General features: G+C 73.5%; 22 protein-coding genes. 14 read left to right on the top strand and 8 right to left on the bottom strand.

Annotated features, from left to right (window positions below):
• Positions 1–139 precede the first annotated feature (139 nt).
• Positions 140–547 (top strand): pyridoxamine 5'-phosphate oxidase family protein, encoded by a 408-nt coding sequence (locus QMC84_RS20175; protein ID WP_300378032.1) that lies wholly within the window; start codon positions 140–142, stop codon positions 545–547.
• On the opposite strand, the gene QMC84_RS20180 is transcribed toward QMC84_RS20175, so the two are convergent.
• From QMC84_RS20180 to QMC84_RS20190, 3 genes are all read right to left on the bottom strand, one after another.
• The gene (locus tag QMC84_RS20180) at positions 513–3,077 is read right to left on the bottom strand and encodes a cation-transporting P-type ATPase (RefSeq protein ID WP_300378035.1); all 2,565 of its coding nucleotides are present in this window, start codon (positions 3,075–3,077) and stop codon (positions 513–515) included. The genes QMC84_RS20175 and QMC84_RS20180 overlap by 35 nt on opposite strands.
• Entirely contained in the window at positions 3,074–3,994 is a 921-nt protein-coding gene (locus tag QMC84_RS20185) for a universal stress protein (RefSeq protein ID WP_300378038.1), read from the bottom strand. Before QMC84_RS20185 ends, QMC84_RS20180 begins: the two co-directional genes overlap by 4 nt.
• Before the next feature lie 274 nt (positions 3,995–4,268).
• Positions 4,269–5,159: a universal stress protein gene (locus QMC84_RS20190; protein ID WP_300378041.1), complete on the bottom strand. Its 891-nt coding sequence runs from the start codon at positions 5,157–5,159 to the stop codon at positions 4,269–4,271.
• Positions 5,160–5,390: 231 nt separating this feature from the next.
• Here QMC84_RS20190 and QMC84_RS20195 point away from each other — a divergent pair, with 231 nt between their 5' ends.
• The 4 genes from QMC84_RS20195 to QMC84_RS20210 are packed head-to-tail and all read left to right on the top strand — an operon-like array spanning position 5,391 to position 8,148.
• Positions 5,391–5,996: a flavodoxin domain-containing protein gene (locus QMC84_RS20195; RefSeq protein ID WP_300378043.1), complete on the top strand. Its 606-nt coding sequence runs from the start codon at positions 5,391–5,393 to the stop codon at positions 5,994–5,996.
• A gap of 24 nt (positions 5,997–6,020) precedes the next feature.
• Positions 6,021–7,256, top strand: coding sequence for an FAD/NAD(P)-binding oxidoreductase (locus QMC84_RS20200; RefSeq protein ID WP_300378045.1), 1,236 nt, complete (start codon positions 6,021–6,023; stop codon positions 7,254–7,256).
• Positions 7,257–7,304: 48 nt separating this feature from the next.
• Positions 7,305–7,619 carry a TusE/DsrC/DsvC family sulfur relay protein gene (locus tag QMC84_RS20205; RefSeq protein WP_300378047.1) on the top strand — a complete coding sequence of 105 codons (315 nt, stop codon included), beginning with the start codon at positions 7,305–7,307 and terminating at the stop codon, positions 7,617–7,619.
• A gap of 10 nt (positions 7,620–7,629) precedes the next feature.
• Positions 7,630–8,148 (top strand): DsrE/DsrF/DrsH-like family protein, encoded by a 519-nt coding sequence (locus QMC84_RS20210; protein ID WP_300378049.1) that lies wholly within the window; start codon positions 7,630–7,632, stop codon positions 8,146–8,148.
• A gap of 71 nt (positions 8,149–8,219) precedes the next feature.
• Here the strand turns inward: QMC84_RS20210 and QMC84_RS20215 are convergent, their stop codons facing one another.
• On the bottom strand, positions 8,220–9,953 hold the full coding sequence (locus QMC84_RS20215) for a GAF domain-containing protein (protein ID WP_300378051.1): 1,734 nt from the start codon (positions 9,951–9,953) through the stop codon (positions 8,220–8,222).
• A gap of 176 nt (positions 9,954–10,129) precedes the next feature.
• Here QMC84_RS20215 and QMC84_RS20220 point away from each other — a divergent pair, with 176 nt between their 5' ends.
• The gene (locus QMC84_RS20220) at positions 10,130–10,552 is read left to right on the top strand and encodes a pyridoxamine 5'-phosphate oxidase family protein (RefSeq protein WP_300378053.1); all 423 of its coding nucleotides are present in this window, start codon (positions 10,130–10,132) and stop codon (positions 10,550–10,552) included.
• Between the two features lie 115 nt (positions 10,553–10,667).
• Here the strand turns inward: QMC84_RS20220 and QMC84_RS20225 are convergent, their stop codons facing one another.
• Positions 10,668–11,324, bottom strand: coding sequence for a response regulator transcription factor (locus QMC84_RS20225; protein WP_300378055.1), 657 nt, complete (start codon positions 11,322–11,324; stop codon positions 10,668–10,670).
• A 159-nt stretch (positions 11,325–11,483) separates the two neighbouring features.
• Between QMC84_RS20225 and QMC84_RS20230 the strand changes: the two genes are divergently transcribed.
• The 3 genes from QMC84_RS20230 to QMC84_RS20240 all read left to right on the top strand — a co-directional run bounded on the left by QMC84_RS20230 (position 11,484) and on the right by QMC84_RS20240 (position 14,205).
• Positions 11,484–12,074, top strand: a complete 591-nt coding sequence (locus QMC84_RS20230) for a CBS domain-containing protein (RefSeq protein WP_300378057.1) — start codon at positions 11,484–11,486, stop codon at positions 12,072–12,074.
• Between the two features lie 91 nt (positions 12,075–12,165).
• Entirely contained in the window at positions 12,166–13,191 is a 1,026-nt protein-coding gene (locus QMC84_RS20235; RefSeq protein ID WP_300378059.1) for a nitroreductase family protein, read from the top strand.
• Positions 13,192–13,302: 111 nt separating this feature from the next.
• Positions 13,303–14,205, top strand: coding sequence for a universal stress protein (locus QMC84_RS20240; RefSeq protein ID WP_300378061.1), 903 nt, complete (start codon positions 13,303–13,305; stop codon positions 14,203–14,205).
• 126 nt (positions 14,206–14,331) lie between these two features.
• Here the strand turns inward: QMC84_RS20240 and QMC84_RS20245 are convergent, their stop codons facing one another.
• Positions 14,332–15,246 (bottom strand): universal stress protein, encoded by a 915-nt coding sequence (locus QMC84_RS20245; RefSeq protein WP_300378063.1) that lies wholly within the window; start codon positions 15,244–15,246, stop codon positions 14,332–14,334.
• A gap of 152 nt (positions 15,247–15,398) precedes the next feature.
• On the opposite strand from QMC84_RS20245, the gene ppdK reads away from it, so the two are divergent.
• The 3 genes from ppdK (at position 15,399) to QMC84_RS20260 (ending at position 20,010) form a co-directional block, all read left to right on the top strand.
• On the top strand, positions 15,399–18,092 hold the full coding sequence (ppdK, locus tag QMC84_RS20250) for a pyruvate, phosphate dikinase (RefSeq protein ID WP_300378065.1): 2,694 nt from the start codon (positions 15,399–15,401) through the stop codon (positions 18,090–18,092).
• Between the two features lie 560 nt (positions 18,093–18,652).
• Entirely contained in the window at positions 18,653–19,375 is a 723-nt protein-coding gene (locus QMC84_RS20255) for a hypothetical protein (RefSeq protein WP_300378067.1), read from the top strand.
• Between the two features lie 29 nt (positions 19,376–19,404).
• Positions 19,405–20,010, top strand: coding sequence for a class I SAM-dependent methyltransferase (locus tag QMC84_RS20260; RefSeq protein WP_300378069.1), 606 nt, complete (start codon positions 19,405–19,407; stop codon positions 20,008–20,010).
• 10 nt (positions 20,011–20,020) lie between these two features.
• Here QMC84_RS20260 and QMC84_RS20265 read toward each other — a convergent pair whose 3' ends face one another.
• Together QMC84_RS20265 and mca are read right to left on the bottom strand one after the other, a co-directional pair.
• The gene (locus tag QMC84_RS20265) at positions 20,021–20,290 is read right to left on the bottom strand and encodes a hypothetical protein (RefSeq protein WP_300378071.1); all 270 of its coding nucleotides are present in this window, start codon (positions 20,288–20,290) and stop codon (positions 20,021–20,023) included.
• Positions 20,291–20,315: 25 nt separating this feature from the next.
• Positions 20,316–21,167, bottom strand: a complete 852-nt coding sequence (gene mca / locus QMC84_RS20270; protein WP_300378122.1) for a mycothiol conjugate amidase Mca — start codon at positions 21,165–21,167, stop codon at positions 20,316–20,318.
• A 108-nt stretch (positions 21,168–21,275) separates the two neighbouring features.
• Between mca and QMC84_RS20275 the strand changes: the two genes are divergently transcribed.
• Both QMC84_RS20275 and greA read left to right on the top strand, forming a co-directional pair.
• Entirely contained in the window at positions 21,276–21,677 is a 402-nt protein-coding gene (locus QMC84_RS20275) for a DUF4307 domain-containing protein (protein WP_300378073.1), read from the top strand.
• A gap of 262 nt (positions 21,678–21,939) precedes the next feature.
• Positions 21,940–22,443 carry a transcription elongation factor GreA gene (gene greA, locus QMC84_RS20280; RefSeq protein WP_300378076.1) on the top strand — a complete coding sequence of 168 codons (504 nt, stop codon included), beginning with the start codon at positions 21,940–21,942 and terminating at the stop codon, positions 22,441–22,443.
• Positions 22,444–22,593 lie beyond the last annotated feature (150 nt).

The raw sequence follows: 22,593 nt of genomic DNA on the forward strand, positions 1-22,593 counted from the left end.
GAGAGACGTAGGTCCTCGGAGCGAGGGCCGTGGTACCTGCGAAGGTGCCTGCGGTCGCTGGCTCGGTCGGGTTTACTCGATACCGGGGTCCCGCACGGAGATGGGACACCGAGCCCCGTGGCGCGACCGAGGAGGAGTCATGGACAAGGCGGCCCGTGGACAGCTCGTGGACCTGCCGGTCGACGAGTGCTGGCAGCTGCTCACGACGACACCGGTGGGCCGGATCGCCTGGTCCACGACGAGCGGCCCGGTGGTCGTGCCGGTCAACTTCGTGGTCGACGGGCGGACCATCAGGATCCGCACGGCGGCGTACTCCGCGATGGTGCAGAAGGCCGACGTGGAGCGGGTCGCGTTCCAGGCCGACCACATCGACGAGACCAGCCACTCGGGTTGGAGCGTGCTCGCGCGCGGTCGTGCCGAGGTGCGGTACGGCGAGCCCGCGGACGCGGCCGGCCCGGAGCCGTGGCCACGCGGGCCGCGGTCGGCGACCGTCGTCATCGACGTCGACGAGGTCACCGGTCGCTGGCTGAACCCCGGCGAGCGCTGAGCCCTGGGCCGAGCCGCTGCCACAGCGCCAGCAGCAGCCCGGGCGCGACGCTCAGCGCCAGCAGCAGCAGCGCGTCGACCGCCGGCACCGTGTCGGTGCGCAGCAGGTCGCGCAGCGGGAACCACGCGACCGCGAGCACCTGGAGCGCGGCCGCGATCAGGACGGCGACCTCGAGCCCCCGCGAGCGCCACTGCAGGCCGCGTCGCGGCGCGCGCAGCGAGAGCGCGACCCCCAGCTGGGCCAGCCCGAGGGTGAGGAACACCCAGGTCTGGTGCTGGCCGTCCGGGGCGAGCAGGCCCGCAACGAGGGCGACGATCCCGATCAGGGTGCCGGCGGCCAGGATCTGGCGCAGCAGGCCCTGGCCCAGCACCGACTGCTCCGGCGACGGCGAGGGTCGCCTCATGTCCTGGGGATCCGGTGGCTCGCCACCGAAGGCGACCCCGGGCAGGCCGTGGGTGATCATGTTGATCCAGAGGATCTGGCCGGGCGCCAGCGGCAGCGGGATCCCGACGAACGGGCCCGCGACCAGCACCAGCACCTCCGCGAGGCCGCCGGAGAGCCCGTAGCGCAGGAACCTCCGGATGTTGCCGTAGATGCGCCGGCCCTCGCCGACGGCCACGACCACGGTGCGCAGGTCGTCGTCGGCGAGCACCAGGTCCGCGGCCTGGCGCGCGACCTCGGTGCCGCGGTCGCCCATCGCGATCCCGATGTCGGCGCGGCGCAGCGCCGGTGCGTCGTTCACGCCGTCGCCGGTCATCGCGACCACGTCGCCGCGGCGCTGCCAGGCGTCGATGATGTCGACCTTGTGCTCGGGCCGGACCCGGGCGTAGACGCCGATCCGGTCCACCCGGTCGGCGTGCTCGCCGCGGCCGACCTCCGCGCCCTCGGCGAGCTCGGGGCCCTCTCGGGTCAGGGTCAGCTGGTCGGCGATCGCCCGGGCGGTCGCCGGGTGGTCCCCGGTGATCATCACGGTCCGGATCCCGGCGGCGCGGCAGGCGCGCACGACCTCCTCCGCGGTGGTCCGCGGCGGATCGGCCAGCGCGGCGAGACCGCGCAGCACCAACCCGTGGTCGAGGTCCTCCGGACGCGTGGGCGCCGTCCGGTCGGCCACCGCCAGCACCCGGAAGCCACGCTCCGCGAGCCCGGTCGCGGCCTCCTGCGCCGCGGCCGCGACCGCACGGTCGGCGAGCAGCCCGATCACCGCCTCGGGGGCCCCCTTGCACACGACCAGCCAGCACTCCCCGTCCCCGGGACCCGGGCCGTCCCCAGCGGCCCGGTGCACGGTCGTCATCCGCTTGGTCTCGCTGTCGAACGGCGTCTCGTCGACCCGCTCCCAGGTCGCGGCCGACCCCAGCGCGGCCGGGTCGTGCTTGGCCACCGCGACGAGCAGGGCGGCCTCCATCGGGTCGCCGACCACGTCCCAGTCGCCGTCCCGGGGGCCGCCGAGCCGGGCGTCGTTGCAGAGCACCAGGTCGCGGGCGAGCGCGTCGAGCTCGGCCGGTACGACGTCGGCGCCCTGGGCCACCAGCGTGCCGTCGACGGCGTACCCCTGCCCGGTCACCCGCCACGCCCCGTGCGGCGACCAGAGCTCCTGGACGACCATCCGTCCCTCGGTGAGGGTCCCGGTCTTGTCGGAGGCGAGCACGGTGACCGAGCCGAGCGTCTCGACGGCGGGCAACCGCCGGACCAGGGCGGAGCGGCGGGCCATCCGGTAGGCACCCAGGGCGAGCGCGATGGTGACCACCGCCGGCAGCGACTCGGGGATCGCGGCCACGGCGAGGCTCACCGCGAGGATCACCATGTCGTCGAGCGGCTCGCCGCGCAGCAGGCCGAGCACCAGCACCAGGGCCGCCACCGCGACGGTCAGGACGACCAGCTGCCGGGACAGCCGGGACAGCCGCTGCTGCAGCGGCGTCGGCCGCACCCCGGCCGCCGCGATCTGCGCGGCGATCCGGCCGAGGCCGCTCTCGGCGCCGGTCCGGGTGACGGTCGCGAAGCCGCGGCCGCGGGTCAGGACCGTGCCCGCCAGCAGCTCCTCCCCCGGACCGCGGATGACGGGCACCGACTCCCCGGTCATCGCGGACTCGTCGACCTGCAGCCCGGCGGCCTCGACGAGCTCGCCGTCGGCCGGGACGACGTCCCCGGCCTCGAGGCGGACCAGGTCGCCGGTCACCACGTCCGGAGCGGGCACCCGGGTCAGCTCCCCGTCGCGCAGCACCGTCGCCCACGGCGCCGCCATCCGGTCCAGCGCGGCCAGCGCATTGGCCGCGCGGACCTCCTGCACCACTCCGATGGTGGTGTTGAGCACCACGACGGCAGCGATGATCGAGGCGTCGGCCACGTCGCCGAGGGCGACGATGACGACGAACGCGCCCATCAGCAGCAGGATCATCGGGTCTCGGAGCTGGTCCAGGACCCGGCCCAGCAGCCGCCGCTGGCGGCCGCGTGGCGGGAGGTTCGCCCCCTGCTCACGCAGCCGCTCGGCGGCCTCGGCGGCGGTCAACCCCTCGGCGCCCGCCGGGCCGTTCACTTCCGGATCGCCCCGGCCTGCTCCAGCACCAGGCCCGGCATCGGGCCGACCGCGTTGGGAGGGACCACCCGGACCGGGCAGTGTGCCGAGCGCAGCACGGCGCGCGCCGTACCGCCCAGGTGGGTCGCCGCGGGCACGCCGTGGGCACGGCGTACCAGCACGATGACGTCGGCCTCGAGGGAGCCCTCGACGAGCGCGAAGCTCGGGTGGTCGTGGACCACCCGGATCTCGACCTCGACCTCCGGGTAGGTGACCCGCCACTCGGCCAGCAGCGCCTCCATCTCGTCGAGCGACTGGCGCCGCCAGTCGTCGGCGGCGACGCGGGACTCGATGATGTCGTCGTAGCCGCTGGGCAGCTTCCAGGCGTGCAGGACCACGAGCCGCGCCCGGCGCTCCGCGGCGAGGGCCATGGCGTCGCCGAGCAGCGCGGTGGAGTGCGACGGCGACTTCACGCCGACCAGGACCACGCCGCGAGACGGAGCCGGGGTCCAGTCGGCGGGCACCAGCACCATCGGCACCGAGGCACGGGCGGCGACGCCGGCGGCGGTGTCGCCGCGCAGCAGCCGCTCCACCAGCGGCCGGTTGTCCCGGCCGACCACGACCACCTGGGCGTCGTCCGCGGCGTTCGCGAGCTGCACCGGCCGGGTGCCGTGGTGCAGCCAGCCCTCGACCACCAGGTCGGGGGCAAGCTCGCGCACCTGCGCCTCGGCGCGGGTGAGCACGGCGGCGCCGGTCTCGGTCAGCTCGGACGGCGTGAGCGGCATCATCGGAGAGATCGGAACGTAGTCGGGCACCACGTGGATCAGCTTCACGATCGCCCCGGTCCGCCTGGCCTCCTCCACCCCGAAGCGCAGCGCACCGGCGTTGGCGTCGGTCCCGTCGACTCCGATGACCACGGGACGTGGCTGTGTGGTCATGACCTGACCTCCCTGGTGTCCGGCTCTGGAGAACCTGACGGTGGTTCCGTCACCCTCATCGTCTGCTCGGCAGGCGCTCCGGCAGCAGGGCCGAGCGCCCGCCACCCCCGGGCCCTTCGGCCCGTCCGGCCCAGCGCCGATCCGGACGCCGAGTCGGCGCATCATGCTCAACTTCTCCACAGGCGCGTGGGCAAGACGCGCCGACTCGCGCCTCGCACGCGGGCAAGACGCGCCGACTCGCGCCTCTCACGCGGGCAAGACGCGCCGACTCGACCTACTCGGTGCGGGCCGGCGAGGGGTCCACGACGAGGACCGGGCAGCCCGACTCGCGCAGCACGGCGCGCACCACCGACCCGAGGTGCGGTCCCCAGGGCATCGAGGAGCGATGCCGGCCGAGCACCACGACGCCCGCCGTGCGCGACTCGGCCACCAGGGCGTCCGCCGGGCGGGCGTGCACGGGGACCAGCTCCACCGGTACGCCGGGGTGCTCGGCGAGCAGCGGCGCCAGCCCGGCCTCGATGTCCCGGCGCAGGCGGGCCTCGTGGTCGTGCGCGGCGGTCCCCGCGAAGACCAGCTCGTCGTAGGCGTCGGAGTAGTGCCAGGCGTGCAGCAGCCGGGCCCGGCCACCCCGGCGGGCCGCCTCCCCCAGCGCGGTGCGCACCACGTCGGGGGCGAGCTCGACGTCGCCCAGGCCGGCGAGGACGACCGGGTCGCGCTCGGGGTCGGGCTGCCAGCCGGCCGGCACCGCCACCACCGGCACCACCGCGTGCGCGGCCACGGCGTTGGTGACCGACAGCGTCGGGATCCGGCCGGGCCGCCCCATCCGCTGGCGCTGGAGGACGACGACGCCCGCGTGCCGGCTCGCGCCCGTGAGCACCGGCACGACGGGTCCGGTGTGCAGCTCGGTGCTGACCGGCAGCTCGCCGAGCTCGTGCTCGAGCCGTTGGGCCACGGCCGCCAGGATCCGCCCGCCCTTGGCATACAGGGCATCGCCCTCGATCACCATGGCGGTGGGGTCGCCGCCGACGGCCATCCCGGGTACGGCGTGCAGCAGGTGCACCCCGGCACCCCGGCGACGGGCCTCGGCGACGGCGTACGCGAGCGCGCCCTCGACGTCCTCGTCGCCTACGCCCAGCAGGACCTTCCTGGGTTCGATCTCGAGCATGTCGTCTCCTTCTCGATCCCCCACCAGGCGCCGGCGATCGGGCCTTGCCCTCCTCGTGGTGGCGGCAACCCGCTCCGCTCCGGTCCCGCTCCTGCCAATCTCCGCGAGTCCGGCGGACGGCAACAGGGACCTAGGGCCCGGGGCCGGTGGTCCCTCGGCCCGTGCGGGAACGGAGCGTTCGTGCCCACATTGAAAGCTGACGAACCCGACCCGTCGGTAGGAGTCATCACCATGAGCACCCAGCCGCACCAGGACCACGTCCCCGAGCGGGGTGCAGCCGCGCCGCTCAAGGCCCTCGTCGTGTACGAGTCGATGTTCGGCTCGACCCACGATGTCGCCGCGGCGGTCGCTGACGGCCTGCGTGCCGAGGGTGTGGAGACCGAGCTCGTGGACGTGCGCCACGCCCCGCCCGCCAGGGAGGCCACCTTCGACCTCCTCGTCCTCGGTGCTCCGACCCATGCGTTCTCGCTGAGCCGGCCCTCGACCCGCCAGGACGCGGTGCGCCAGGGCGCCAGCCCGGAGCTGGCCAGCACCGGGATCCGCGAGTGGATCGGCGCGATGGGGCCGCGCGAGGAGGCCCGCGGCCGGGCCGCCGCCGCGTTCGACACCAGGGTCACCAAGGTGCGCAGCCTCCCGAAGGCCGCCTCCACACGGGCCTGCCACCTGCTCGCCCGACGTGGCTACCACCTGGTGTCCCGGCCCACGCCGTTCCTGGTGCACGACGTCAAGGGACCGCTCGTCGCCGGTGAGCTCGACCACGCGATCGCCTGGGCGAGGGAGGTCGCGCAGGCGGCCCGGCGCTGGCGCACCGGCGACTCCGACGTAGCGGCCAGCTGAGACCAGTTGAGAGAGGTGAACGGGATGCACGAACTGCTCGTCCTCGGCGGTGGAACTGCCGGAACCATGATCGTGAACAAGCTCCACAAGCGGCTAGAACCGACGCTGTGGAACATCACGGTCGTCGACCGCGACGACGCCCACCACTACCAACCGGGCTACCTCCAGGTCCCGTTCGGTGCCGCGAACCCCACCCGGCTCACCCGGTCGCGGCACGCCCAGATCGCCGACGGGGTGCGGTTCGTGACTGCGGAGGTCGACGTGGTCGACGCCGACCGCAACGAGGTCCGTCTCGGCGACGGGACCGTGCTCGGCTACGACCAGCTGGTGATCGCGACCGGCACCAGCCCGCGCCCCGATGAGACGCCCGGCGTGACCGGCGCCCTGTGGCGGCGCAGCGTCCACGAGTTCTACACGCTCGAGGGCGCGACCCTGCTGCGCGACGCACTCGAGCGGTTCGAGCGCGGGCGGCTCCTCGTGCACATCACCGAGATGCCGATCAAGTGCCCGGTCGCACCGTTGGAGTTCACGTTCCTGGCCGAGTCCTGGCTGCGCGAACGGGGCCGGCGCAACGACGTCGAGATCGTCTACGTCACTCCGCTCTCGGGTGCGTTCACGCGCCCGATCGCCTCGGAGCGCCTGGGCCACCTGCTCGAGGAGCGGCACATTACGGTCGAGACCGACTTCGTGGTGGAGCGCGTCGACGACCAGGCCGCGACCCTGGAGTCCTACGACGGCCGCAGCCTGCCGTTCGACCTGCTGGTGACCGTGCCCTTGAACATGGGTGCGGACTTCGTCGGGCGGTCGGGGCTCGGCGACGACCTCAACTACGTGCCGGTCGACCCCCAGACCTTCCTGGCCCGCGGGCACGACGACATCTTCGCCCTCGGCGACGCCTCCGACATCCCGACGTCGAAGGCCGGGTCGGTCGCGCACTTCGCGGTCGACGTGTTCGTGGAGAACTTCCTCGACCACATCGCCGGACGGCCGATGACACACGAGTTCGACGGCCACGCCAACTGCTTCGTCGAGAGCGGCGACGGCAAGGCACTGCTCATCGACTTCAACTACGACGTCGAGCCGCTGCCCGGACGGTTCCCGGTGCCGTACGTCGGGCCGATGGCCCTGCTCGAGGAGTCCCGCCTCAACCACCTCGGCAAGCAGGCCTTCCCGTGGATCTACTGGAACGTCCTGCTCCCCGGCCGGCCGATCCCCCTGCCGGCCACGATGAGCATGGCCGGCAAGCACGTCCCCGCGTGATCACGGGGCGCCCCGAACCAGCAGCAACAGGTAGATGAAGGAGGAGGGATGAGCACGACCACCATCGGCGGCCACACCCTGACCGTCGACCAGGAGGGCTTCCTGACCGACCGCAGCGAGTGGAGCGAGGAGGTCGCAACGGCTCTCGCGGAGCAGATCGGCGTCACGCTCGAGAGCGAGCACTGGACGGTCCTGAGCTTCCTGCGCGCCGAGCACGCACAGACCGGCGAGACGCCGACGCTGCGCCGGGTGAGCACCGGGCTGGAGATCCCGGTCAAGCATCTGTTCGAGCTGTTCCCCGTCAAGCCCGCCAAGAAGATGGCGTACGTCGCCGGCCTGCCCAAGCCTCGCGGCTGCGTGTGAGGAGACCGCCATGACCACCGACCTGACCCCCGAAACGAGCCCCCTGGTCCCGACCTTCGACGCCCCTCCCTCGGGCCGCAAGCTCGCCATCATCTGCTCCAAGGGCAGCCTGGACATGGCCTACCCGGGCCTGATCCTCGCCAACGCGGCGCTCGGCGAGGGCATCGAGGTGCACCTGTTCTTCACGTTCTGGGGCTTCGACATGATCAACCGCGAGCACATGGCCGAGTTGAAGTTCACCCCGGTCGGCAACCCGGCGACACACATGCCACAGGGCCTCGGCGGCCTGCCCGGCATGACCGCGCTGGCGACCCACAAGCTGCGCAAGTCGATCGCGGACCTCGACGTACCCGACGTCCCCGAGTTCCTCGAGCAGATCCTCGGCTCCGGCGGCCACCTCTGGGCGTGCCGGATGTCCGCGGACATGCAGCACCTCACCGAGAAGGACCTCTACGAGGGGGTCGAGGGGATCATCAGCGCCTCCGAGTTCATCGAGATGACCGAGGGCGCCCAGCTGCTCTTCATCTGAGCGACCGACCACGCCGACCGCGTCGCCGGCGCCGGCACACCTCGATCCGGCGCGTGACCACGCGCGTCAGCTCAAGCGGGGACCCACCACTCCACGGTGGTGCCGTGGCCGGGGAGCGAGGTGATCGTGCACCGGCCGCCGCGCCGCTCGGCGCGCTGCCGCATGTTCGACAGGCCGCTCTGCGGCACGTCCTCGGGCATCCCGCGCCCGTTGTCGGCCACCGTGAGGCGGACGCCGTCGACGGCGGCCAGCTCGACCGACACCGACGTGGCGCGCGCGTGCCGGGCGGCGTTGGAGAGCGCCTCGGTCAGCACGGCGAGCACGTCGGGGGCGACGTCGGTGCCGACCCGGGTGCGGACCGGGCCCTCGAAGCGCAGCGCCGGACGGAACTTCAGGGTCCCCGCCGCACGGTCCACCATCCGGGTGACCTCGGCCTGGATGTCGGAGGCGTTCTCGGCCGAGCCGAGGGCGAAGATCGTGCGCCGGATGTCGCGGATGGTCGTGTCCAGGTCGTCGACGGCGGCGTCGAGCTTCTCGGTGAGGTCCTCCGACCCGGCTGCCCGGGCGGTGCTCTGCAGGCTCAGCCCGACCGCGAACAGCCGCTGGATGACCAGGTCGTGCAGGTCCCGGCCGATCCGGTCGCGGTCCTCGAAGAGCACCAGCCGCTGCCGGTCCTCGCGGGCCTGGGTCACCTCGAGCGCCAACGCGGCCTGCTCGGCGAAGCTGGCCGGCAGCGTCGGGTCGACGGCGTGGAACGCCATCACGTTCTCCGGCCGCCAGCCCAGGGCGAGCACGCCCTGCGCCGCGGCGGTGCCGCGCAGCGGCACGATGATCGCCGGGCCGATCCGCGGCCAGCCGAGCGCCTTCGGCACATTCACGGCCTGAGGGTCCGCGCCGATGTCCTCGACGGTGATCGGGGTGGCCGTCCGCACGACGCTGCTGCTGAGGGAGGACCCGAGGTCGACGGTGTCCATCACCCCCGGGTCGGCCTTCTCCCCCGACACGACCCGCACCCGCAGGGCCTCGACCCCCGGCCCGGCCACGATCCAGGCGACGTCGGCCGCGGCGAGCTCGCGCGCATGGTCGGCGATGACCTGGAGCGCGTCCTCGTGCCCGCCCGGCCCGGCGAGCCGCGCGGTGATCTCCGCAGTGGCGGCGAGCCAGCGCTCCCGGCGCGCCGCCTCCTCGTGCAGGCGGGCGTTCTCGATCGCGACGCCGGCCGCGGCCGCGAGCGCGACCACGATCTCCTCGTCCTGCTCGGTGAAGTCGCCGTCGCCGACCTTCTCGGTCAGGTAGAGGTTCCCGAACACCTTCTCCCGGATCCGCACGGGCACGCCCAGGAAGGAGCGCATCGGCGGGTGGTGGGGCGGGAAGCCGTACGACGCGGGGTGCTCGGCGATGTCGTGCAGGCGCAGCGGCTCGGGCTGGTCGATGATCAGGCCGAGCAGCCCGTGGCCGGTCGGGAGGTCGCCGATCTCGTGGTGCTGCGTGCTGGTCACGCCGTGCGTCACGAACGTCTGCAGGCGCCGGTCCTCGCCCGCGCCGAGCACCCCGAGCGCGGCGTAGCGGGCACCGGCCAGGTCGCTGGCGATCTCCACGATCCGGGTGAGCAGGTCGTCGAGGGAGAGGTCGGCCGCCATCGTGACCACGGCGTCGAGGAGGAGTCGCCACCGGGCCCGGTCGTCGAGCACGCCGTGCACCCGCAGCAGGACCTCGCGCAGGAGCTCGTCGAACCCCGTCCCGGCCAGCTCCGAGCCGAGGTGGACGGGGTCGCCCTGCGACCCCGCGTGCCGCGGCAGCTGCATGCCACCCTCCCTGTCAGCTCGGGGCCTCCGGAGGACGCTATCAACTCCCGCCCAGCCTGGGACCAAGGTCCTGCCAGACCGGGTCGCTACGGACTGGGAGGCATCCGTCACACCCGGCAGGTTGGGGGGACCCACCGCGGGCATCCGCGGCGCACCCGAGCGCTGGAGGGACCGAGATGAAGACACGACCCGAGTCCGAGGGCCGACTGGCCACCCTCCTGTCCTACGACTGCTGGAACCTGCTGGAGTCGGCCGACATCGCCCGCGTCGCCTGGGTCGGTCCCGAGGGCGTCGCCGTCGTACCGGTCAACTACGCCGTCGTCGCTGGCGCCGTGTGGTTCCGCACCACCCCCGACTCCACGCTGGCGCGCGAGTGCAACGAGCAGCGGGTCGTGGTCGAGGTCGACCAGATCGACCCGATCACCCGGGCCGGGTGGAGCGTCGTCGTCGTCGGCACCGCCGAGCTCGTCGACGCCCAGGACGTCCCGGACATGCTGATCGGCCTGGAGGTGTGGCCGATCGGGACCCGCGCGCTGTTCGTCCGCGTCGACGTCCACGAGGTCAGCGGCCGGCGTCTGTACGGCGCCAACGGAACCTGAGCCGACGGGCGCCGAGACCGGCCGGCGGGGAGCCCGGGCGCCACGCGCCGACCCTGCCGGTCGACCCGGCCGGTCACGGAGCCTGGCCGGGTCGACGCGGGGTCCGCAGGCCGGGTCAGACCCCGAGGTGCTTGGTGGCGAAGATCGCCGCCTGGGTGCGGCTCTCGAGACCCAGCTTCGCGAGCATCGAGGAGACGTAGTTCTTGACGGTCTTCTCGGCCAGGCACAGGTGCGCGGCGATCTGCCGGTTGGTCATGCCCTGGCCGATCAGCTCGAGGATCCGCTGCTCCTGAGCGGTCAGCTGCTCGATCGACGGGTCCGTCCGCGGCCCGGCGCGCAGCCGGTCCAGGACGTGGGCGGTGACGGCCGGGTCCAGCATCGACTGGCCGGCGGCGACCCGGCGGACGGTCTCGACGAAGTCGGTGCCCTTGACCTGCTTGAGGATGTAGCCGGCCGCGCCGGCCATGATCGCGGAGAAGAGCGCCTCGTCGTCGTCGTACGACGTCAGGATCAGCGCGGCGATGCCCGGGTCGACCGAGCGCACGTCGCGGCACACGTCGATCCCGGACCCGTCGGGCAGCCGGCCGTCGAGGATCGCGACGTCGGGGCGGAGTGCCGGGATGCGGCGCGCGGCCTCGGTCGCCAGGCCGGACTCGCCGATGACGACGATGTCGCCCTCGCTCTCCAGCAGCTCCCGGATCCCCCGGCGCACCAGCTCGTGGTCATCGAGCAGGTAGACGGTGATCTGCCCGCTCGTCGCCTGGTCCTCCATGCCTTTCAACCTAGGTCGCGCGGCGCCCGATGTTGCCTGTCGATGGCCCCCGGTCCGCGGGACCTTTGTCCCTGGGTCCGAAGCCCCGCGCACCGGAGGCTGGAGCCAGGACCGACGAGCCCGTCGGCGCGAACGCTGAATCACAGGAGGGAGAGCACGATGCTGGTGCAGGAACTGATGACACCGGAGCCGATGACGGTGCGTCCCTCGACCACGATCAAGGAGGCGCTCTCGCACCTGGCCGAGCACGGGATCACCTGCCTGCCGGTCGTCGACGGCGCCGGCCGCCTGCAGGGCGTGGTCAGCGAGGCTGACCTGATCCGCGACGTCGTCGCCCCCGACCCGCGCGCCGCGGCCCGCCCGGTCTCGATCGAGCCGGTGTTCCCGCCGCGCACCGTGGAGGAGGTCTACACCCGGCACCCGGTATCGGTGCGCCGCAACGACGACCTGGCGCGGGCCGTGGAGGTGATGACCTCGACCGCGGTCAAGAGCCTGCCGGTGGTCGACGACGACGGCCGGCTGGTCGGCGTCGTCAGCCGCAGCGACGTGGTCCAGGTGCTGGCCCGCGCCGACGACGTGATCGCCGCGGACGTCGACGAGCTGCTCCGCTCGCTGGGGCACCCGGACTGGCTGGTGGAGGTCACCGACGGCATCGTCAGCGTCTCCGGGCCCAGCGGGGCGCCCGAGCGGTCGCTCGCGCACGTCGTGGCGCACACCGTGCCCGGCGTGATCGACGTCTGGGTCGACTGAGACCTTCCCGATCATCAGGTCTCGGGACCTAGGTCTCTGGACCTGTGTCCCGATGGCCGCCCATCGTTGAGCACCCGAGGGGGTGAAACCCATGTCCAGGACCAAGGAGGAGGCCGTGACGCCAGGGGCCGGGAGCGCTGCGCGCCCCGAGACCATCCCGGGCCTGCGGATCGCGGAGGCCGCGCTCCGCGCGCCCAGCATCCACAACAGCCAGCCGTGGCGGTGGCGGGTGGGCGGGGACCGGGTGGACCTGTACGCCGACCGCGACCGCCAGCTGGCCGCGGCCGACCCGGTCGGCCGGAACCTGGCGATCAGCTGCGGCGCGGCGCTCCACGAGGCCACGGTCGCCGCGCAGGCCTACGGCTGGCCGGCCGAGATCACCCGCCTCCCCGACCCCCGGGACCCCGACCACCTCGCGACGCTCCACCTGCGACGGGGCAACCAGCTCCCCCGAGCCCTCCAGGACCTCGAGGCGCTGCAGGAGCGCCGTACCGACCGGCGGCGCTTCACGTCCTGGCCGATCCCGCCGGAGCGACTGGCCCGGCTGGCCGCGTCGGTGGGCGTGGACCAGGCCCGGGTCGTCCCGGTGACCGCGGCGCACGACCGGGTGCGCGTGGAGCTGCTGGTCAGCCGCGCGACGACGATCCAGAAGGCCGACCGCCGGTTCGCGAACGAGCAGCGCTCCTGGCTGGACCGCAGCGAGGTCGACGGCATCCCCCGCGAGCTGCTGCCGGCTGCCGGGACGCCGGGGCGAGGATCCCGCTTCGTCGACGGGCCCGTCGAGGAGCTGGACGACCGCGGCTCGATCGAGAACTCCGACGGGCTGCTGGTGGTCGCCACCGACGCCGACGACATCGAGGCGTGGCTGCGCGCCGGCGAGGCGCTCGACCAGCTGTGGCTGCATGCCATGAACGACGGCCTCTCGGTGGTGCCGCTGAGCCAGGTGATCGAGGTCGACGAGACTCGGACGGCGCTCCACCACGAGCTGCTCGGCGGCCTGCTGCACCCGCAGCTGCTGGTCCGGATCGGCTGGCAGGAGATCGCCCGGAGCCCGCTGCCGCGGACGCCTCGGCGCCCGCTCGCCGAGGTCCTGGTGGCCGACCCGCGCCGAGGCTGACCCCGGACCGAGGCTGCTCGCGGCCGACTCCGGCCCGACCGGGCCGATGGTCCCCGGACCGCGAGCCCTCCGGCCGTGGCCGCTTCCACGCGGCTGGGCGATGGTGGAGACATGACCACCTCCACCGGACCCGCCGGATCCGTCGTCGTCGGCGTCGACGGCTCACCCTCGGCGCGCCACGCCGTCACCTGGGCGGCCCAGCAGGCCGTCGCCGAGGACCGGCCGCTCGTGCTGGTGCACGCCGGGCCGACGCCCGCGCCGGCCGGCACCGGCTGGATGGAGGCGGCCGGAGTCGACCACCATCGCATGGCCACCCTGCTCAAGGACGACGCCCGGGCGCTCCTCGATCAGGCCGCCGCCCCCGTCCGGGCCGCGCACCCCGAGCTCGAGGTCCACTACGTGGTGCGGCTCGGGGACGCCCGCGAGATGCTGCTCGAGGCCTCCGCGGAGGCGCGGCTCCTGGTGGTCGGCACCCGCGGCCTGGGCCCGGTACGGCACCTGCTCCTCGGCTCGGTGAGCAGCGCGCTCGTCAAGCACGCCACCTGCCCGGTGGTCGTGGTGCGCCCCGAGCCGGAGCACGCGGACGGTCCCGCCCGGGTGCTGGCCGGCGTGGCCGGCGAGCCCGGTGACGCCGCCGTACTCGACCTGGCCTTCGACCTCGCCGGGTCGCGCAGGCTGCCGCTGCGGGTCTTCCACTGCTTCTGGGACGCCGTGAAGATTGCCGAGGGCGCGCGCGACGTGGCCCCCGGGGAGCCGGGCCTGGACGACGAGTGGCTGGTGCTGGACCGCGCGGTCCGCCCGCACGCCGACGCCCACCCGGACGTCGAGGTGCAGCTCCAGCTCACCCGCGGGATGGTCGACGAGCGGCTGATCCGCGCCTCCCGCGACGCTGCACTCGTCGTCCTGGGCCACCGCCGCAAGCCGTTCCTCAACGAGCTGGTCTACGGCTCGGTCGCCCCCGTCGTCGTCGAGCGGTCCGCCTGCACCGTCGCGATCGTCCCGCTCGGGAGCTGAGCCGGCGGGCCGGCAGGCGGTGCGCGGGCCGGCGGTGCCCAGGCAACCCGCCCCCACCCACGAACGGTTGCCGACACACCGCCCACCCCGCCCCGCGGGGAGCCGCACCGCCGGCGGCCGCTCCGGTCAGGCCGGTTGCGGATCGAGGTGGATCGCCCTCCGCGCCCGCGACGGGCGGCGCGGCGTGGTCAGCAGCACCGGGCAGGCCGCCTCGGCGAGCACCGAGCGCGCGATCGGGCCGAGGTGGGAGTCCCGGGGCAGCACCGGGTCGTGGCGACCGAGCACCACCAGGCCCGCGTGCCGCGAGGCGTCGATGAGCACCTCGCCCGGTCGCGACTTGCGCACGTGGATCTCCACGGGCACCTCGTCGTACTCCGCCTGGAGCTCGGGCAGCACCGCCTCCACCCCGGCCCGCAGCCGCTCCGGCCAGGCGTGGTCCGCGGCATATGCGACCGGGTCGAGCACGTACGCCGCCGGGTCCCACCAGCTGGTCACCACGGTCAGCAGCGCGCGCCGGTCGCGCGCCGCCCGGAAGGCCTCGTGGAGGACCGGAACGCTGTGCTCGGGCTGGTCGATCCCGACCACGATGTGCGGGGGCGCGGCGTCGTCCTCCCAGTCGTCGGGCACCGACACGACGGGCACGTGCACCCGAGCCGCGACGCCGCCGGTCACCGATCGCACGTAGGGGTGGGTGAGCCTCGACTCGGGGCACCGGCCCACCACGACCAGGGGTGCGTCGTGCGCGGCGGCGTAGACCGCGGACACGGCGGGCGCCCGGGACAGCGTCGAGGTCACCGGCACCAGCCCGCCGACCACGGCCATCGCATGGCGGACGGCGACGCCCAGGGCGGCCCCCGCCTCCTCCTCGATCCGGGCCGGCTCGGCACCGTCCGCGTCCGGTCCGGTCGCCCCCAGGTCCATGCCGTGCACGAGGTGCAGCCCGCGATGCCGCCGCAGCGCCTCGGCCGCGGCGAAGTCGACCGCCACCAGCGAGCTCGTCCGACCGACCGCGACGACGACAGGAGCAGGAGTGGTGTCCATCGGGTCTCCGATCTCTCGCCTCTCACGGTCGGGGACCTCGGCCCGCGACCATAGGGACCAAGGGCCCACCGCCCCGGGCCACCGGTCACCATCGGTCCCGCCGGGACCTTCGCCCCTCGCTTTGGTCGCGCGGTCGGGTCCACCCTCGGTCCATGACATCGTTCGTCTTCGACTTCGCAGAGGGAAACAAGGAACTCAAGGACCTGCTGGGTGGCAAGGGCGCCAACCTGGCCGAGATGACCAACCTCGGTCTGCCCGTTCCTCCCGGGTTCACGATCTCGACGGAGGCCTGCCGAGCCTTCCTGGTCGGGGGCCGTGAGCCGGACAGTCTGGCGGCCGAGGTCGCCGAGCACCTGCGAGCACTCGAGGACAAGATGGGTCGGACCCTCGGCGACCCGGCCGACCCGCTGCTGGTGTCGGTCCGCTCCGGCGCCAAGTTCTCGATGCCCGGGATGATGGAGACCGTGCTCGACGTCGGGCTCAACGACGAGTCCGTGGTCGGGCTGGCGCGCCAGAGCGGGGACGAGCGGTTCGCCGCCGACTCCTACCGCCGGCTGCTGCAGATGTTCGGCGGCACCGTGCTCGGCATCGAGCACGACGCGTTCGCCGACCGGCTCGACGCGCTGAAGAAGCGCCGCGGCGTCATCGCGGACACCGAGCTCGTCGTCGAGGACCTCCGCGAGCTGGTCGAGGAGTACAAGCTCGTCATCCGCGAGCACACCGGGTCGGACTTCCCGCAGGAGCCGGCCGAGCAGCTGCGGCTGTGCATCCTCGCCGTCTTCAAGTCCTGGAACACCCCGCGCGCGGCGCTCTACCGCCGCCAGGAGCGGATCGCCGACGACCTCGGCACCGCGGTCAACATCCAGGCGATGGTCTTCGGCAACCGCGGCGCCAGCTCGGGCTCCGGCGTCGCGTTCACGCGCGACCCCGCCAGCGGCGCCCCCGGCGTGTACGGCGACTACCTGACCAACGCGCAGGGTGAGGACGTCGTCGCCGGCATCCGCAACACGGTCCCGCTCGCGGACCTGGAGCAGATCGACGCCCCGTCGTACCACCAGCTCATGGACATCATGGCCAAGCTCGAGAAGCACTACCGCGACATGTGCGACATCGAGTTCACCATCGAGGACGGCAAGCTCTGGATGCTGCAGACCCGCGTCGGCAAGCGGACGCCGGAGGCCGCAGTGCGGATCGCCGTGCACATGGCGGAGGAGCTCCTCATCGACCGCGACGAGGCGATGCTGCGCGTGACCGGTCACCAGCTGGCCGCGCTGATGTTCCCCCGGTTCGCCCCCGACCCCGAGCGCCGCGCCGTCGCCACCGGCATGAACGCGTCCCCGGGCGCGGCCGTCGGCCGGGTCGTCCTCGACTCCGCGACGGCCGTCGAGTGGGCCGGCCGGGGCGAGAAGGTGATCCTGGTCCGCAAGGAGACCAACCCCGACGACCTGCACGGCATGGTCGTCGCCCAGGGCATCCTGACCAGCCGCGGCGGCAAGACCTCCCACGCCGCCGTGGTCGCGCGCGGCATGGGCCGCACCTGTGTGTGTGGCGCCGAGGCCCTGGACGTCGACCCGGAGAACCGCCGGTTCATCGTGCGCAACGGTCCCGTCGTCAACGAGGGCGACGTGATCTCGATCGACGGCAGCACCGGCGAGGTGTTCCTCGGCGAGGTGCCGGTCAGCGACTCCGCCGTGGTGCGCAAGCTCGAGGGCGAGGACGTCGACGACCCGGTCGCCCACGCGGTGGCGCGGCTGCTGATGCACGCCGACGAGGTGCGTCGCCTCCAGGTGCGGGCCAACGCCGACACCCCCGAGGACGCCCAGCGCTCGCGCCGGTTCGGTGCGTCCGGCATCGGCCTGTGCCGCACCGAGCACATGTTCCTCGGTGACCGGCGCGAGCTGGTCGAGCACCTGATCGTCGCCGAGGACGAGCATGGCCAGGCCGCGGCGCTGGACAAGCTGCTGCCGTTGCAGCGCCAGGACTTCACCGAGATCTTCGAGGCGATGGACGGCCTGCCGGTCACGATCCGGCTGATCGACCCGCCCCTGCACGAGTTCCTGCCCGACCTGACCGAGCTCGCGGTGCGCGTCGCTCTGGCCGACGAGCGGCACGTGGAGGACGAGCACGACCACAAGCTCCTCCAGGCCGTGAGGCGGCTGCACGAGCAGAACCCGATGCTCGGCCTGCGCGGCGTCCGCCTCGGCATCACGATCCCCGGCCTGTTCCTCATGCAGGCCCGGGCAATCACCGAGGCCGCCGCGGCCCGCGTGCTCGCCGGCGGCGACCCGCGCCCGGAGATCATGGTGCCGCTGGTGTCGACCGAGCGGGAGCTCGCCCTGGTGCGCGCCCAGCTCGAGGAGGTCGTCGCTGCGGTCCTCGACGAGCAGGGGGTCGAGCTGCACATCCCGATCGGCACCATGATCGAGATCCCCCGAGCGGCGGTGACGGCGGACAAGATCGCCCACTGGGCGGACTTCTTCTCCTTCGGCACCAACGACCTGACCCAGATGACGTGGGGCTTCTCTCGCGACGATGTCGAGTCGGAGTTCTTCGCCACCTACCTCGAGCACGGTGTCTTCACCGCGTCGCCGTTCGAGACCCTCGACACCGAGGGCGTCGGCGGACTCGTGCGTACGGCGGTCGAGCTGGGCCGCAAGGCCAAGCCCGACATCCACCTGGGCGTGTGTGGTGAGCACGGGGGCGACCCCGAGTCGATCCACTTCTTCGACGAGGTGGGTCTGGACTACGTGTCCTGCTCGCCGTTCCGGGTGCCGGTCGCCCGCTGGGAGGCCGCTCGCTCCGTGCTCGCCGCCCGCGCGGCGGGACCCCGGTCCGACGTCCGATGACCTAGGACCCTGATCTGCCGCACGGGTTCCGGGATGGAATGAGGCCGTGCTCGCCTCCCGGACCCGTGCGGCGTCCGCGCACGGGTGGCGCCGGATCGCGGCACGCACCGCGGCCTGGCCGGTGGCCATGACCGTGAGCTTCCTCGGCGCCACAGCGCCGGGCACGACCTGGCCGGTCTGGTCGGTCCTGGTCCTCGGGACCGTGACAGGGGTTGTGGCCGGTGGCCTGCAAGGCATGGTGCCGGGGTGGTTCCTCCCATCGCTGACCGGAGCGACGGGTGTGGACCGGACCGGGTGGTACTGGCGCCCCGCGCCGCGTGCCGCCGATCGGGGTCCCAGCGGATCCTGGTCGGCGTCGTGCGCGGCTCGGGGCGCCGGTGCCGCCTGACCGGCCTGTCGCCGGTCAGGCATCCCGGGCAGACGCCCGGTCGAGCGTTCCGGCGTGGCCAAGTCCTCTGCGCCGGCGTGACCTTCTCCCCTGCCCCCGCGCGCCGGGACGACAGCACGCTGGAGGCGTAGGGCAGATCCGCGCGAAGGTCGTGACGAAGGAGCGTGTCCCGATGAGCGTGTCCAGTCCGCAGTCCGTCCCCGAGGTGCAGGTGGCTCCGCGACGCCCGTGGAGCGCCGGGCGGGTGCTCGCGACGGTGGCGGCCGCGCTGTTCCTGGTCCTCGGCGTGGGCATGCTGGCCGGTGGCGGCACCCTCCGCCTGGCGGACGGGACGCTGCGCAACGACGACGGCTACGTGATGGGAAGCGCGCACGCCTGGCAGTCGCCGGGGTACGCCGTACGCTCCGAGAGCGCGGAGATCCACACCGACTCCACCACGCTGGACCTGCCCGAGCGGCTGCTCGGCACGATGACCGCCACGGCCGACCCGGCGACCCCGAACGGTGTCTTCCTGGGCGTCGCGCGGACCGCGGACGTCGAGCGCTACCTCGCGGACGTCGCGCGGTCGACGGTCGTCGAGCCGTCCGGCGACAACGGCGAGCCGACGCTCACCTTCGTCGACGGCGGCTCCCCGGGCGTCGCCCCGACCGACGCGACGTTCTGGGCGGCCTCGGCCAGCGGCCGCGGCCCGCAGCAGATCACCTGGGAGCCCGAGGACGGTGAGTGGACGCTGGTCGTGATGAACGGCGAGGGCACCACCCCGGTCGCCGCCGACGTCGCCATCGGCGCCGAGGTGCCGGTGCTCGACACCCTCGGCACGGTGCTCCTGGTCGCCGGCCTGGTCGTCGTCGGACTGTCCGGCATCGGCCTGTGGCTCGCCCTCCGTCGGCGCTGAGCCGACCCGCGGCGTGCTTGAATCACGACATGGACGCGCGCGACTGGGACGAGCGGTACGCCGCCAACGAGCTGGTCTGGTCGACCGAGCCCAACCAGTTCGTGGCCACGGAGCTGGCGGACCTGCCACCCGGGCGGGCGCTCGACCTCGCCGCCGGCGAGGGCCGCAACGCGATCTGGCTGGCCCGGCGCGGCTGGGAGGTCACTGCCGCGGACTTCTCCCAGGTCGCACTGGACAAGGGGCGCACGCTCGCCGGTGACACCGCGGTGCGCTGGGTCTGCGCGGACGCCACCACCTGGAGCGAGCCGGCGGCGTACGACCTGGTCGTCCTCGCCTATCTCCAGCTGCCGGCGGCCCAGCGCCGCGCGGCCGTGCGGGCGGCGTACGACGCGCTGGTGCCGGGCGGCACGTTCTTGCTGGTCGCCCACGACAGCACGAACCTCGCCGAGGGCGCCGGCGGCCCCCAGGACCCGGCGATGCTGATGACCGCCGAGGACGTGCTCGCCGACCTCGAGGGCACGGCGTACGACGTCGTCCGCGCGGAGCGGGTCGCCCGCACGGTCGGCGACCGCAACGGCGAGGAGCCGGTGCGCACCGCCTGGGACTGCCTGGTGCGGCTGGTCCGGTCGCGGTAACGGGCGCCGCTCAGGACTGCTGGTCGGCCGGCCTGTCGGTGGAGGCGTCCTCCGCGGGCGCGTCCTCCTCGACGGGGCCGAAGGCCCCGGCGGCCTTGGCGGCCTGCGCCTTGCGCAGCTGCTTGGTCAGGCTGAAGCCGAGCAGCACCACGGCCACGATCAGGCCGACGAAGATCACGAACGCCATCGAGCCCGCCTTGACGTCGTCGTCCTGGGGCACCTCGTCGGCGAGCGAGACCACGAAGGTCAGGAGGTCCGGGGCGAGGGTGAGCAGCTGCATGACCCCGATTGTCGCACTCTCCCGCTCAGTGCGGATCGGTGATGCCGGCGAACAGGTCGTCCTCGGGCGTCGGGGCCGCCACGTGGCTCACCACCAGCTCGTAGTCCTCGGTCGGCCAGACCCGCTCCTGGAGCTCGCGCGGGATCGCGAACCAGAACCCGTCCGGGTCGATCTGGGTGGCGTGCGCGAGCAACGCCTGGTCGCGCACCCCGAAGTAGTCCGAGCACGGCACCCGGGTGGTGATCCGCGCGTCCCACTCCGGCTCGGGCTTCCAGTCCTTGAGGCGCTCGGCGTACGGCGACTCCAGGCCGTGCTCGCGCATCGCCTCGTCGATCGCCGTCATCCGCGGCCGGTTGAACGAGTGGTGGTAGTAGAGCTTGAGGACCTGCCAGGGCTCGCCCAGCTCGGGGAACCGCTCCGGGTCCGCGGCGGCCTCGAACGCCGCGACGCTCACCTGGTGGCACATCACGTGGTCGGGGTGCGGATAGCCCCCGCGCTCGTCGTACGTCGTCATCACGTGCGGGCGGAACTCCCGCACCAGGCGCACCAGCGGCACGATCGCCTCCTCCAGCGGCACCAGGGCGAAGCAGCCCTCCGGCAGCGGCGGTTTCGGGTCGCCCTCGGGCCAGCCGGAGTCGACGAAGCCCAGCCAGTCCTGCCGGATGCCGAGGATGTCCCGGGCCCGCTCCATCTCCTGGCGGCGGATCTCGGTGATGTTCTCCAAGATGTCGGGCCGGTCCATCTTCGGGTTGAGGATCGACCCGCGCTCGCCGCCGGTGCAGGTCACGACGTGGACGTCGACGCCCTCGGCGACGTACCTCGCCGTGCTCGCCGCGCCCTTCGACGACTCGTCGTCGGGGTGGGCGTGGACGTGCATCAGGCGGAGGCCCGCCCGCGGGCTGCCGGGCTGGCGGGCCGGGCGCTGGGCCTGGTGGTGGGTGGGGTGCTGCGTCACCCGTCAATCCTAGGGTGGGACGATGCGGGGGTGAGCGCCCCGACCGACCTCGCCGACCGGTACGGCGCGCCCGCCCCCTGGCGGCGCCGCGTCCTGCTCGGCGCCGGCGCGGTGCTGGCGGCGGCGGCACTCGGCTGGCTGGGGTGGACCGTCTGGGCGCAGTCGACCCCCGAGGTCGAGTCGGCGATGGTCGGCTACGACGTCGTCGGCGAGCACGAGGTCGCGGCCACGGTGCGGATCGACCTGGCCGACGACGACGTCGAGGCGACCTGCCTGCTGCGCGCCTTCGCGGAGGACCACACGGTCGTCGGCGACCTGTCCTTCACGCCGACCGCGAGCGGACGTACCGAGCAGACCGTACGCACCGAGCGGCGCGCGACGTCGGTCGAGCTGCTCGGCTGCACCGCGCCGGGCCAGGCCCGGCCGCGCTGACCGCTCGCGCCGACCCGCACCGACCCCGGCACCGACCCCCGCACCGACCCCGGCCCTGACGCCCCCGGCCCCCGGGCCGGGCCGTCGACCTGCGCGTCAGCGGGTCAGTTGTTAGACTCGACGGTCTGATGTCCCGCAGGGCCGTCCAGGGAGAGGCCCCGCGCGTACTTGCACACGCCCACACCCGGACATCCGGGGGGACATTCCCCTGACCCGGCGGATGAGCAGATCCGTCGTACCTCGAAGCAAGCAGGAGTACCCGATGACACAGGCAGCACAGCCGGGCACCGTCTGGCTGACCCAGGACGCCCACGACAAGCTGCGCGCCGAGCTGGAGAACCTCAAGGGCCCGGTCCGCCAGGAGATCATCGCGCGCATCAGCTCCGCTCGCGACGAGGGCGACCTGAAGGAGAACGGCGCGTACCACGCCGCCCGCGAGGAGCAGGGCAAGGTGGAGGGGCGGATCCGCCAGCTCGAGGACGTCCTGCGCCGCGCCGAGGTCGGCGAGACGCCGCCCAACGACGGCGTCGTCGAGCCCGGGATGGTCGTGACCTACCGGTTCGTGGGCGACGACGAGGACGAGGTCGAGACCTTCCTGCTCGGCGCCCGGGAGATCGAGCCCGAGGGCCTGACCGTCTACTCCCCGCAGTCGCCGCTCGGCTCGGCCATCAACGGCAAGGCGAAGGGCGACACGGTCGCCTACCTGGCCCCCAACGGCAAGGAGCTCCAGGTCGTCATCGTCGACGCGGTCCCCTACGAGGGCTGACGGCACCCTCCGAGGAACGAGGAGGGGTGCCGTCGATGGTGGTCGAGCGAGCGGCGCGAGTGAGCCTGCGAGCTCGCGACCCGCGTGTCGAGACCCATCCAGCGTCGGGGGACATCACCCCGCGGCTGGCGTGGCGGCGAAGCCGACACG

The organism is Nocardioides sp., assembly GCF_030019515.1.
Classification (GTDB): Bacteria; Actinomycetota; Actinomycetes; order Propionibacteriales; family Nocardioidaceae; genus Nocardioides.